We start from the raw sequence: 12,383 nt of genomic DNA on the forward strand, positions 1-12,383 counted from the left end.
GTCTCTTTGTGCCGCCATGCTAACCGAGGCTCCGTTCGAGCATCTTTGGATCACGCCGGCCAGCGCGAAACGTATCGCCGGTTTCGATCGCCGTCACGATCACTTCGGCCGGGCTGAACAACAGTGGATCGATGGCATAGAAATCCCCCTTGAACCGCTTGAAGATCTCGGCAAAGGGTTGACCGTAGTCCCGTGAGGCGCGGCTCGGAAGTTTCTCCGCGAGGTTGCTGGCCTCTTTTGCCGACCCTTTTACGAAGAGCTGGACGCTGCCGCCATAGATGATGGCATCGTTCGTTCTGCCCATGGCGGTCAGGAAATCCGGGTGGGGAGCGGGGATTGGCGCCGCTCCGATGCCGTCGACAACGTTCTCCAGCGGAAATTTGAGATCGTTGGCCTTGTGCAGGGCAACCTCGAGCGCGCGCGCAACGATCTGCAGGCTGCCGGCAAGGCTTTGCGTCGGCGCGTAGAGGAAGGTGAGCTTGTCGGTTGCCAGTCCGGTTGCCTTGCTCACTTTCTCGACGATTGCTGGGGGAGGCGGTTTGGCAGTCTCCAGGATAAGCACGGCGGACGATGCGGTGTCTCGATAGGAAAGCGCGTCGAACAGGGGTTCGACGCGGGCGAGTGCCCGCGCCGGTCCCGATCCCATGGCGAAATAGTCCTGGGCAGACAGGTTCCAGCCCGCATATTGACTGCCTAGGCAGGCTAGTACCGGCTGCGACGAGCGCACCTCGACGGTGAACGGCCATTTCCGCTCCGTGCGGTCCATAAACACCGACACGCTGCCGAGACCGCCCATCGCCGCCTCCGCCATGCGCAGCCCGGCCTCGACGCTGCCGGGCGCCTTGGCGCCGACATCGATAAGGAGCTCGCCCAAGGTTCCCTTGGAAGCGGCGATCCGCAGCCGTTCGGCGTCGCTGATCATGCCGTCAGCGATGCGCTGTGCATTGTCGTTCAGGAATGCCGAACCGTCTTTCATGTCCGGTCTCCTTCCCATTGGAGTTGCAACCGGCGGGCTTGCCCCTTGATGAGCCGCCTGGTCAAATCGGCGTTCGGACCGCGCGCGAAGATGGTGCAGACGGGGTCGCCGGCAATCAGAGGGGTGCCGGGCGACTGATGGTCAGCGGTCCATTCGGGCCACGCAATCGACGGAAACCGCGCGATTGGCGTCGCGGCGTAGGTCACCATTGAAGCCATCGAATCGACGAAGCGTGGCAAACGGTAAGTTCCGCCGGTTGCAGCTCGCAGATGTGCTTCGATCAGCGGCGCGTCGGCCTCGTCAAAAATGTCCAGCGTGGCGCCTGGCCGCGGATTGATCTCGATGAGCTTGTAGCCATCCGATCCGCGAATGAGATCGGCGCTGCACAATCCAACCAGGCCGGCACGGCGCGTCAGGGCTGAAAGCCAGCCGCCGATGACCGCCGCCTGCCTGCGGTCGAAGCGTCTCAGCCGCACGGCCCCGCCATAGCGGTAGGGCGCCGTGGAGACGGGGGAAGTCCATTGTTGGCTGAAGCCGACGATGCGCGCGGCCTGGCCGTCGCCGACGAACAGGGCCGAGATGCTGCGTCCGGCGACGAAACGCTGGAAATAGCGGCCGGTGGTCTGGCTTTCTCCGGCCGCCTGTCTGATATGCCCACCCCCGGCGCCGCCCACGGTCTTGGCCACCCAGCTGTCTGGCTCAGGCGGTCGATCCCACCGGAATTCCGGATGTGGGATGCCGAGTTCGGCACAATCCGCGGCCAGCAATTGCGGGTCCTTGATCCTGCTGATCGCCGCGCCGCGATTGCCGGCAAGCGGAAAATGGCGAGCGACGGCGTCGACAGTCTCCGTCATCCGCTCAAAACCCGAGCCCAGGACGACGGCGACCGGCTGGTCTTCGCCGACCAGGTCCCGAAGCGTCTCGATGATGCGCTCGCCGTCGATGCCGTCCTGTAGGTTGCCCGGCAGCTTGGTCGTTCGTTCTGCCAGCGCAATCGTATCGGTATCGCAGAAGAAATCAGCGACCAACGGACGATAGCCCGCACGCCGCGCAGCCATGGCCAATGCCCGGCCTGAAATCGCCGCGATCAGCAGAGATCTGGCGCTATTTGGCAATCTCGCGTGCAAGGGAAAACGCTTCCTGGAAATCGAGCGCGATCGTTTTTTCGGATTCGATCATTCTTTTGAAAAGGCCAGACTCGACCTTATATTTGACGTTGCCGATGGCAAGCGGGCCAATCCCGACGACCTTTGCCGCTTCTAGCGGGTCGCCATTGGCATTGGCGGCCAATCCTTCGATGCCTGCGGGCGGGACCGCGTTGACGTCGGCGGCGATAAGCAAGCCGCTTCCTCTCAACTGGGCCTTTGAAACCACCTGGACGCCGGCTTTCGCACAAGCCAATATGACCTCACTTGCTTCGACCAGATCGGCTTTCCGGGCATCGCTCGATCCGTCAGCCGCATCGACACCGATCTTGAATCGGCTTTTGATCTCGGCAGCGATCTGCTTCACCCTTTCGATGCCGTCATGGCCGACAAGCGTGACGCGGGCGCCCTCCCTTGCCGCGATGACGGCGGTGCAGAAGCCAACCACGCCGGTGGCGCCGAAAACAGCCACCCTCGTGTCCTTCAGCCCGCGCTCGAATTTCTTCTCCAACGCCTTTTCGACCTTGGCCACCATCGCCGCGGCCGTGGTGAACGAGCCGGCGGGGTCGGCAAATACCGAAACCTGGAAAGGCGGCACCATCGCCTTCTTCGCGGCATCGAACATGTCGAGCGCCAACGAAGCATCCTTCCCCCCGATAAAGATGCCGGTATCGACACCCGCATCCGGCGGGCGCGAAAAGATCGCGTCCTGAACCAGGCCTGTCACCTCACCAAGGTCGACATCGACATAGGGGACCACGCTGTCGAAGCCAGCGTCGAGCGCCATGTTCACGTCGAACGGGCTCATGTGCTTCAACGGCGTCAGCATATGCAGGATATGTTTGCGGGCCATTTCTCGCCTTTCTGCTTGGAATCTGAAGCGTCAGCTGCCGACGAGACCGAGTCCGGTCGAACTGATCTTCGCGCCGGAGTTCCTGCCTTTGACGATCTTGATCTGAAGGCCGTCTTCAACGGCTGTCTTCTGAACCGCGCCGACGAATTTGAGCGCGGCGTCATGCGACGGCGCGAAGGCAAACCCTGTGGGTCCCCAGGAACTCTGGCCGATCCCGACGGCGCCCGCTTTATTGAGACGGTGAGCGACCATCTCGACCCGCTTTGAGGTGAACACACCGCCCTGCGCCGGAGCGAAATGGCTGCCGATCAGCATCTGTATCGCGGTGACGGCAGCGCCGAATGCCGCAAGATCGCGCTCGACCAAGGCCGGCATGATACCCATCAGTACCCTCCGGCAGATCTCGCCGCTGCCCGCCGTCGGGAAGGGTGGCAGTGAACGGAACGCCGCGACCTCTGCCTCGCCATGCAGTCCATGCCCGGCATGGTCGAGGATGAGGATGACGCGCCATTCTTCGGGAAACGGCAGCCGCGCCACGACCGGAGGCGGTCCGCCACGCTCGTCCTTGCCCGCGTCGACAATCACGCCGCCGTCTTCGAAACTTGCGATGCCGATTCCAGATCGGCCGCCTCGTTCGAGCAGGGTCGCGTCGCCGGCGACATCGAGAGGCAGGTTGTGGAGCGTTCGCAGTGCCGAGGCGACGGCAAGGGCGATCTGCGTGCCGGACCCAAGGCCGGCGTGACTCGGGATCGACTGTTCGATCACCAAATGGTGCTGGCCGCGAATGCCGAGATGCCTGCGGAGCGTCGACAAGTGCTCACCGGCGCGAACGCTCTCGGAACCTTCGACTATGGTCTCGCCGGACCGCGACAGGGTGACAACGGTTTCGGGTTCACTCAACGGAAGCCCAACGCTGCCAAAGCGACGTCCGGCATCGCCATTGAGATCGAGGAAGCCAAGGTGAAGGCGAGCGGGCACTCGTACGGTAACAAAATTCGACATCTGCCCCCCGATGGGTGCATCATGGATGCATCATGGAAGTTTAGGTGCCCGACACGATGATAACTGTTTTCGTCGAGGGAGCAAGCCAAAGAGAGTGCATTCATGTTTCTGCTTGGCCTGTCGTGTTGACGGACCGAGCAATTAGGGGAGGTCGAGATGAGCGAAACGGTCAAGGAGAAGGTCTATTCGGATGCCGAGATTGCCGACCGGCTTGAGAAAGAGCTGCCGAAATGGCGCTACGAAAACGGCTGGATCCGGCGCAAATACAAGACCCACAGCTGGAAGTCGACGCTGATGGTCATCAACACGGTTGGCCATCTCGCCGAGGCGGCGTGGCACCATCCCGATATCACCGCTTCCTATGCCTGGGTCGAGGTACGCCTGATGAATCACGCGGCGAAGGGTATCACCGACAAGGACTTCGAGTTGGCGAGAAAGATCGAGGACGTTGTCCAGTGGCAGCCGGCCAAGGAAGGCGGAGCGCTGGAGGGAACTCCGGCGACCGATCAACGCTTCGCTTACATCAAATATGATTAAGCGCGGTCGGAGTTTGTTGATAGCGTATGAAAACATTCGTTAATCTGCTGGCAAGCGGGGTTCACGGCCAATCCAGTTTCGTCTAGGATCGGGCCGGCACCAGAAAGTAGTGTAGCGAATGGCGGTTGCTTGGATAGGCAACCGGGAAGCGCTGGTCGAGCGCGCGGCTGCGCATGCCGCGTCGCTGTTATCGTCAAGCCGGTGCCCGGTTTTCAGCTTTGATACGGACATACACGGCACGAGGGCGGCGATCGCGCTGGCCGAGCGGCTTGGCGCGGCATACGATCACACCGACGGCGCGGCACTTGCCCGAGAGACCATGCTTTTTACCGACAGGGGCGCGATGACCGTCGCCCCTGGGGAGACGCGCCGGCGTGCCGATATCGTGGTGATCGTGGGCGAACTCGCACAAACCCATCATGATCTTGTTACCGAACTCGCTGGCACGGTTCCCGATCTCTCGACCAGGCCCGATCTCTCGACCGGGATTGAGCGCGAGTTCTTCCTGGTGGGATCGAACGGGGTGTCCGCGCCGCCGTTGAAAAACGGGCGCAAGGCAACGCTCCTTTCCTGTGGCCAGGCTAGCCTCGGCGCCACGCTGGCGGCGCTGAGGGCGCAGTACAAGGGGCGGCAAACATCGCGACCGGTGTCGAACTTCAACGATTTCGCCAAGGCTCTGGCGGCTGCGCATTTTCCCGTGTTCCTGTTTTCAGGCCATGCGACCGATGGGTTGGCGTTGGAGATGCTGCAGGGGCTGATCGCCGATCTCAATCGCAAATCACGTGCATCTGGTCTTCATCTGCCCGCGAGCGAAAACGGGTGGGGAAGCGTGCTCGCCTCGACCTGGATGACAGGTTTTCCATTGCGCACGGGCTTTGCGCGGGGCTTCCCGGAATTCGATCCCTGGCGTTACGATGTGGCGCGCATGATCGCCGCCGGCGAAGCCGACCTGCACCTGCGGATCTCCGCCACGGTTGCCCAACTCCCGAGAAAAAGGGGACGCATGGCACTGATTGCGCTGGCTAAAACGGAAGAGCCGGTCACAGGCGCCGCGGTCACCATCGCCATTGGCGAAGCTGGAGTCGATCACGATGCGGTTGTCTATTCCAGCCGTACCGGCTCGCTGAAGTCGACTGATACCCGCGCTGCTTCGAAATTGCCCTCCGCCGCGACGATCATTCGCCTGGTCGCCAGTCGGGTTTTCGCCGAGGCATTGCCATGCTGACGAAAATTGCCAACGGCGACATCGTCGACCCCGTCAACAGCCGTCTCGGCAAGGGCGACCTGTGGATCAAGGACGGCAAGATCGTCGCGGCGCCGGCTGAGGGGGTGGCCGACCGGACCATCGAAGCCGCCGGCTGCATCGTGATGGCGGGCGCCATCGACATCCACTCCCACATTGGCGGCGGTAACGTGAATACCGCGCGGCTTCTCTTGCCCGAACAGCATGCCGCCCATCAGGCCCGACCGGCGACCACGCCGCTCTCCAATGCCGGCTGGTCGACCTTCCAGACCGGCTGTCTCTACGCCAAGATGGGCTTCACGACGGTCGTCGAACCGGCGATGTCGCCGGGATCTGCACTCCACACCCATCTCGAGCTGGCCGACATCCCGATCATCGACAAGGCGACGCTCGCCATTCTCGGCAACGACGACTTCCTGCTGTCAATGATCCGTGACGCCGCCACACCTCAAATGATCGAGGACTATGTCGCCTGGACGGTCGCCTCGACGCGAGCGCTCGGGGTCAAGGTGATCAATGCCGGTGCAGCGGCCGCCTTCAAGGAAAACGCACGCACGTTCGCGCTGGACGATGTGGTGCCTTCCTACGGCGTCAGCTCGCGCAACATCGTCAAGACGCTGCAGGCCGCCGTCGACAATCTTGGCCTGCCGCATCCTTTGCATGTCCATTGCAACAATCTGGGCATTCCCGGATCTGCGGACACGGCGGCCGCGACGATTGCGGCGGCGGATGGGCAGCCGCTGCACCTCGCCCACCTCCAGTTCTATGGCTATGGCACGGAAGGAAAGCGAAGATTTTCCTCCGCTGCCGCGCGGCTTGCCGAGCTTATCAACACGACGCCGGAAGTCACCATCGATATCGGTCAGGTGATGTTCGGTCAGACGGTCACGGTCTCCTCCGACGTCATGCGGCAGTTCTCGGCGCGGGGCAGCGCACATCCGAAAAAGACCGTCATTCATGACGGGGATGGCAATGGCGGCGGCATCGTGCCCTACAGCTATGGCAAGGACTTTTATGGCACGATGCAGTGGGCGATCGGGCTCGAGCTTTTTCTCCTGATCGACGATCCCTGGCGTGTGTTCTTCACCACCGATCACCCCAACGGTGCACCCTTTACCGCTTATCCGGCTCTGTTCGAGCTGCTGATGAGGCGGGAAGCACGCACCGAAATGGCCGCTGGACTTTCACGATCCGCCTTAGCGCACTCTACCCTGTCCGCAATCGACCGCGAATACACGTTCGAGGAAATAGCCATCATGACGCGCGCAGCGCCGGCCAGGCTGCTTGGGTTGACGGATCGAGGCCATCTCGGCGCCGGCGCGATAGCCGATATTGCTGTCTATCGCAGGAACGAAAGTATCGCGAAAATGCTCGGACAGGCGGCATATGTTTTCAAGGATGGCGATCTCGTCGTGCAGGACGGGGAGATCATCCATTACCGCTGGGGCAAGGCCCTCAGGCTTAATCCACCTGTGGACAAGGCGATGGTGCGGCGTCTGGAGGACTATCACCAGCAGCGCTACGGCCTGTCCTTAGATTGGTTCAATTTCCCGGATTCCGCGATTGCGCGTGAACAGCCATTCGGCGAGGTGCCATGCCGAACGTGAGCGTAAATGGCGTAACGATCGACGATACTTTTGCCGAAGCCTTTGGGATGCGGGCAACCGCCATCATCATCACCGCGCCGAACCGGAAATGGGCACGGCAGGCGGCGATCACGATGACCGGCTTCGCCACCTCGGTAATCGGTTGCGGCTGCGAAGCGGCAATCGATGCCGACCTGCCGCCGTCAGCCACCCCGGATGGCCGGCCCGGCTGCCGCGTGATGATCTTCGCGATGGGAACCGATGAATTGCAGAAGCAACTGCTCAATCGCGTCGGGCAGTGTGTTTTGACTTCGCCGGGCTCCGCCTGCTTTGCCGGGCTGGAGGGCAGCGCTAAGCTCAAGCTCGGTTCGGCACTGCGTTATTTCGGCGACGGCTGGCAAATCTCCAAGAAGATCGGCGACAGGCATTTCTGGCGCATTCCCGTCATGGATGGTGAATTCCTCTGCGAGGCAACAACCGGACTGACGAAGGAAGCCGTCGGCGGCGGCAATTTCTTTGTCATGGCCGAAAGCAGCGCCAACGCATTGGTCGCGGCCGAGGCCGCGGTCGCCGCGATCGGAATGGTGCCCGGTGCCATCGTGCCGTTCCCGGGCGGCATCGCCCGTTCGGGTTCCAAGATAGGTGGCAAATACAAGGGCATGATCGCCTCGGCCAACGAAGCCTACGCGCCGACACTGCGCGGTGTGGTTGCCAGTGAGCTCGGCCCCGACATCAACGCCGTCCTGGAAATCGTCATTGATGGTGAGACCAATGATGCCGTTGCCGCGGCGATGAAGGCCGGCATCAAGGCCGTCATCCAGATCGGACCGAAGAAAGGCGCGGTTCGCATCGGCGCCGGCAATTACGGCGGCAAGCTCGGTAAGTTCATCTATTCGCTGAAGGATATGTTGCCATGAAGGCGCTGACCTTCACTCTTGTTGCCGAACCGCCTGAGCGCCTCGACCTGTCGCCGCTGACGCCGGAGCGGCTTGCTGGGAGCGAAAGACGGGATATCGAAAAAATCCGGATCGGCATGTCGAAGCACGGATCGAAGGTGGGCGACATTTTTCGCCTCGCCGGCAGCGATCCGCTAAGCATCGTGTTCGAAGGTGGAAGCACGCGCCTCGACCGGGTGGCGCAAGGCATGGGAGGTGGATCGGTTCGCGTGATCGGCAATGCTGGCGCGCAGGCCGGGCGCGCCATGCGCAGCGGCAAGCTGACGATCGAAGGCAATGCGGGGCCGCACGCCGGCTCTGGCATGCGCGGCGGCAGGCTGGAGATAACAGGTAATGCCGGCGATCACCTTGGTGCGCCGCTCGTCGGCGAACTGGCCGGCATGAATGGCGGCGTGCTGATCGTCAGGGGCAGGGCGGGCGCCTTCGCCGCGGATCGGATGCGGCGCGGTCTGATCTCGGTGCTGAAAGGCTCGGGCGACTATGCCGGCAGCCGCATGATCGCAGGCACGCTGGTGGTAGCCGGTGGCATCGGTGAAATGCCCGGCTACCTGATGCGTCGCGGTTCGATCCTTCTTGATCGCGCGCCAGGACATCTGTCACCGAGCTTCGTCGAGTGTGGCGCGCCGGAGAGCGTTTTTGCCACCGTCATCGATCGTCATCTGATCGCAGAAGGCATTTTGAAACGGCCGCTGCTGGGGAGCGCACCACATAAATATGGCGGTGACAACGCGGTGCTTGGAATGGGCGAGGTTCTCTTTCCGCGCCGATGAGGTTTCCGGCAACGAGATCGATCAAATGCTTGTGCCTGTCGAGCGGCCCTGCTCGCTGAGCTTTAGAAATGTGTCCAAACGTCGATTTGCCGCCAGGTATTGGCTTCGGTCACGTTACACCGGGCTATTGGAGACCTGCAGGGCGCGTTTCGGCAGGTGCGCGGGCGGATAATTGCGCTTCCGCTGAGCGAAACATGTCCTCGAATGCAAGCTCGGTTTCAAACACGGTGCTTCCAAGGCTGATCGCCAGAACGTCCTCGGTCCCCTTGGGAGCGAAATAGACCTGTGCGACGCTTGCCCGAATGCGCTCGCCAATTTCCGCGGCCTCCGCTTCGGTCGTACCTGAAAGAAAGACCCCGAACATCGATGTTCCTATGCGACCTACCATATCCTCCTTGCGGACCGCAGACTGAATGGCCGAGGCGACGAGCCGCAAGGCCTCATCGCCCCAATCTGGACCGTAGCGAAGATTTATGGAGCGAAGGTGTTCGGCATGAATCACCAGGAAGGCGCCGGCGCGCGGCCCTGGCGCTGACGGCCTGGCCGCGCGCCGCTCGACCATCGAGGTGAAAACCGGGCCGTTCAGGCAGCCTGTCACCCTGTCATAGGTCTCGGCCCTGTTGAGCTCCCGCCGGTAGCCGCGGATCTGGGCCTGCTTCAAGCCGATCAATACGAAAAGCGGCAGACCGATGATCAGAGGCAGCAGCACCGCAGTGACCATGCTGCGCCCGAACGGCGTCAAGACATCGCTGAACAACAGCAGATAATTGAGGCCCACTGAGAGGGCAAGGCTGCCAACGGTCCCCAGGAAGGCGAGCCACGCGACACCCTTCCATACCGGCTCGGTGGCGGTCGTTTCGGCTTGTGCCATTACCAATCTCCTGTCAGATCGGCGAGCATAGCGCCGGCATGCGCAATTTCAGTTGCGGCAAACCATACAATTTGATCGATGTGCGAATCGTGAATCGATTTCGCCTATCGCGGCGGGCCGAAAACTCCCACCTCCGCGTCCTCGGCGACTGCTTGCGCCTTGCCATAGATGCCGGTGGGCAGCGCGATCGCCCAGCCGTTGGACACAAGCCAGGCGCCGACATCCTGCTTGCCAAGGCTACACGGCGCGGCAATGGCAAAACGTTCGATCTCCGGCGGCATGAAGCACTTCAGCGCGCGTCCACGCAGCCAGGAATTGAGGGCGGCGCGTGCGCGCTGGCCGCAGGACCAGCGGACATCGTGAAACGAGCAGGTGGCTTCCGGTTCTATGCTGGCCACGCCACTGACGGCCACTTTGCGTCCCATGGATTCGAAAGTCGCCGATGACGTTGCCATTGGCCGGAAGAGCAGGGTTTCGCGCCAGTCATCTGGCATGGGCGTTTTAGGGGGCACGGCGAGGCCGAGGTCGCCGAGCGGCGGCCGGGCTTCGATCCGCTCGATCTCGGGCAGGTCAATCGACGGCAGCGCGACAATGCCCTCGGCAACCCTGCGCGCTTCTCGCCATCTTCCGTCGAGAACAGTCGTCTGCGACCGGGCTGGTTGCCCGGCATTCTCGACACGAGTCCCAAGGGCAGGCCTGTCGGTCGCAAGCAAGGCTCCGGCATGCATGATCAGGGCAATCCCGAACAGCAGCTCGAGGCCTCCGACCGTAATGACCAGGCGGGCCAGCACAGCGTTCGTTACCGGACGGTCAGAACCCTGAGGTCGATTTGGCAACCAGTTTGAGCGCACCCTTTTCTATCCGATAGAATGGCATCGATCTTTGGCTGGATCCATCGGCGCGAAAGCGGAACAGGCCGGTCGATCCGCGAAATCCGCTCGGATTTTCGAGCACCTGTTTGCTGAAACCGTCAGGTCCGACCGCGCTGGCAATTCCGGCAGTCAGCGCAACCATATCATAAGCGTAGGCTACGTTGACGTCGGCGGGATAATTGTATGTCGTCCTGAAGCGGTCGGCGATCGGCCCGGTTTCGCCCGGATCGAGCGTTGCGATATAGGCTCCATCGAACGATGGTTCCATAGGATGCTCCAGCCAACGGCTGGTTCCGACGACGGAGGTCGCCTTGCCCGCAATGCCCTTTGATTTGAGGGCGGCAAGGATAGGCGAGGGGCTGGCATCGCCGCTGGCAATGATGACAGCGTCGGGAGTGTCCACGAGCGAGGCCATTTCGTCGACCGCCTTGGCGGCGCTGTCGCCGGCCGAATATGGAACGGTGACGGCGAGCGTCGCGCCATAGATGCTGAGACTGTTGGCGACCCGCTTCTCGACCGTGCTGGCATTCGAGCCACCCGCGACAAACAATACGAATTTTTTTCCGCCTTTTGCGGCGATGCCCGCGGCGCCCGCCGCCGCACTGTCCGCTTCGCTGAGGCGCACGGCATAAACACCGGCGCCGCCCGCGAAATTGTCGGCAAGCGCCAGCACGGGCGGCCGCTTCGATCCCGACAATGTGGCGATATGCTGGGCTGCCGGCAGTTCGGTCGGCCCGATGACGACTTTCGTGCCGGTCGTCAGGGCCTGCAGCGCCAATTTGCCGGCCTGTGCGTTGTCCCCGTTGGTGTCCTCCACGGTCAGCGTAAGCAACCCATTGCCGATATCGGTCATCGCGAGCTTGGCGCCATCGAGCATCTTGCGGCCATTTTGCCCCGCCGTTCCCGGGGCGGATAATGGCAGCAGCATGGTAATTTTCGTCGAACCGGTACCCAGCGACTGCGTTGCCTGGGCCGGGCCGGCGCCCTCGGCGCCATCCTGCCCGGCAGGCGCGGCAATCGCCGCCGGATCGAGCGCTTCGGTAACGCCCTCCTTCGACTGGCAGCCCGACAATACCGCGGCGAGCGCCAAGGCGGTTGCCCAAATCTTCAGCCCACGGACCCGTCGGCCAGCTTCCATGATTGTCCCACCCTGTTCACCGCCGGTTTATTATTCCCGGTCTGGTCTCCGACGCATGTTACGGCGAACTGGTCGTGCCGTCCTGTTTTTCTTCAGCCGCCGAAGAGCCGAGCCCTCAGCGCCCCGATCTGTCGCGCTTGCCCTGAGAAGGTATCGCGGTCCGACGAAAACGCGGAAACGCCGAACGTCGCCATCGGCAACGGCGCGGTCGGCTGATAGCTCGCGAACGCCTTGAATGTCTGTCGCATGCCACACTGCGGTTGCGTCACAATGGATCGGCTGCGCCGAGCCGGACGACGTTGTGCCATGGGAGGCTGCTCCAGCCGGTCGGCGCAAGCCAGCGTGACGACTTGGCCAATGCCGGCCACGGCGATCGCCTTCAGGAGTTGATCCGTCCGCTGCCATGGTGGCCAACAGGCGCAGGTTGCCTATCC

The 12,383-nt window shown here is 62.4% G+C and carries 13 protein-coding genes; 5 read left to right on the plus strand and 8 right to left on the minus strand.

Annotation, left to right across the window (positions count from 1 at the left end; all coding sequences use genetic code 11):
• Positions 1-19 precede the first annotated feature (19 nt).
• Genes mch through FJ951_RS11765 form a run of 4 tightly spaced genes read right to left on the minus strand, consistent with a single transcriptional unit; the run spans position 20 to position 3,976 of the window.
• Positions 20-976, minus strand: a complete 957-nt coding sequence (gene mch / locus FJ951_RS11750) for a methenyltetrahydromethanopterin cyclohydrolase (protein WP_140515161.1) — start codon at positions 974-976, stop codon at positions 20-22.
• On the minus strand, positions 973-2,034 hold the full coding sequence (locus FJ951_RS11755) for an ATP-grasp domain-containing protein (RefSeq protein ID WP_246671719.1): 1,062 nt from the start codon (positions 2,032-2,034) through the stop codon (positions 973-975). The genes mch and FJ951_RS11755 overlap by 4 nt, the downstream gene beginning before the upstream one ends.
• A 46-nt stretch (positions 2,035-2,080) precedes the next feature.
• Positions 2,081-2,974: an NAD(P)-dependent methylenetetrahydromethanopterin dehydrogenase gene (locus FJ951_RS11760; RefSeq protein WP_140515162.1), complete on the minus strand. Its 894-nt coding sequence runs from the start codon at positions 2,972-2,974 to the stop codon at positions 2,081-2,083.
• A 30-nt stretch (positions 2,975-3,004) separates the two neighbouring features.
• Positions 3,005-3,976, minus strand: a complete 972-nt coding sequence (locus tag FJ951_RS11765) for a beta-ribofuranosylaminobenzene 5'-phosphate synthase family protein (protein WP_140515163.1) — start codon at positions 3,974-3,976, stop codon at positions 3,005-3,007.
• 156 nt (positions 3,977-4,132) lie between these two features.
• Here FJ951_RS11765 and FJ951_RS11770 point away from each other — a divergent pair, with 156 nt between their 5' ends.
• From FJ951_RS11770 to FJ951_RS11790, 5 genes are all read left to right on the plus strand, one after another.
• Positions 4,133-4,513, plus strand: coding sequence for a 4a-hydroxytetrahydrobiopterin dehydratase (locus FJ951_RS11770; protein WP_140498164.1), 381 nt, complete (start codon positions 4,133-4,135; stop codon positions 4,511-4,513).
• 118 nt (positions 4,514-4,631) lie between these two features.
• The gene (locus FJ951_RS11775) at positions 4,632-5,738 is read left to right on the plus strand and encodes a tungsten formylmethanofuran dehydrogenase (protein WP_140498161.1); all 1,107 of its coding nucleotides are present in this window, start codon (positions 4,632-4,634) and stop codon (positions 5,736-5,738) included.
• Positions 5,732-7,363 carry a formylmethanofuran dehydrogenase subunit A gene (locus FJ951_RS11780; protein WP_140515164.1) on the plus strand — a complete coding sequence of 544 codons (1,632 nt, stop codon included), beginning with the start codon at positions 5,732-5,734 and terminating at the stop codon, positions 7,361-7,363. Before FJ951_RS11775 ends, FJ951_RS11780 begins: the two co-directional genes overlap by 7 nt.
• Positions 7,351-8,259 carry a formylmethanofuran--tetrahydromethanopterin N-formyltransferase gene (fhcD, locus tag FJ951_RS11785; protein WP_140515165.1) on the plus strand — a complete coding sequence of 303 codons (909 nt, stop codon included), beginning with the start codon at positions 7,351-7,353 and terminating at the stop codon, positions 8,257-8,259. Before FJ951_RS11780 ends, fhcD begins: the two co-directional genes overlap by 13 nt.
• Positions 8,256-9,068, plus strand: coding sequence for a formylmethanofuran dehydrogenase subunit C (locus FJ951_RS11790; RefSeq protein ID WP_140515166.1), 813 nt, complete (start codon positions 8,256-8,258; stop codon positions 9,066-9,068). The genes fhcD and FJ951_RS11790 overlap by 4 nt, the downstream gene beginning before the upstream one ends.
• A gap of 124 nt (positions 9,069-9,192) precedes the next feature.
• On the opposite strand, the gene FJ951_RS11795 is transcribed toward FJ951_RS11790, so the two are convergent.
• The 4 genes from FJ951_RS11795 to FJ951_RS11810 form a co-directional block, all read right to left on the minus strand.
• Positions 9,193-9,939, minus strand: a complete 747-nt coding sequence (locus tag FJ951_RS11795) for a GGDEF domain-containing protein (RefSeq protein ID WP_140515167.1) — start codon at positions 9,937-9,939, stop codon at positions 9,193-9,195.
• A 104-nt stretch (positions 9,940-10,043) separates the two neighbouring features.
• Positions 10,044-10,730 (minus strand): thermonuclease family protein, encoded by a 687-nt coding sequence (locus FJ951_RS11800; RefSeq protein WP_140515168.1) that lies wholly within the window; start codon positions 10,728-10,730, stop codon positions 10,044-10,046.
• 19 nt (positions 10,731-10,749) lie between these two features.
• On the minus strand, positions 10,750-11,949 hold the full coding sequence (locus FJ951_RS11805; protein WP_140515169.1) for an ABC transporter substrate-binding protein: 1,200 nt from the start codon (positions 11,947-11,949) through the stop codon (positions 10,750-10,752).
• 92 nt (positions 11,950-12,041) lie between these two features.
• Positions 12,042-12,317, minus strand: a complete 276-nt coding sequence (locus tag FJ951_RS11810; protein WP_140515170.1) for a hypothetical protein — start codon at positions 12,315-12,317, stop codon at positions 12,042-12,044.
• Positions 12,318-12,383: the final 66 nt, after the last annotated feature.

The organism is Mesorhizobium sp. B2-2-3 (assembly GCF_006442405.1).
Classification (GTDB): domain Bacteria; phylum Pseudomonadota; class Alphaproteobacteria; order Rhizobiales; family Rhizobiaceae; genus Mesorhizobium.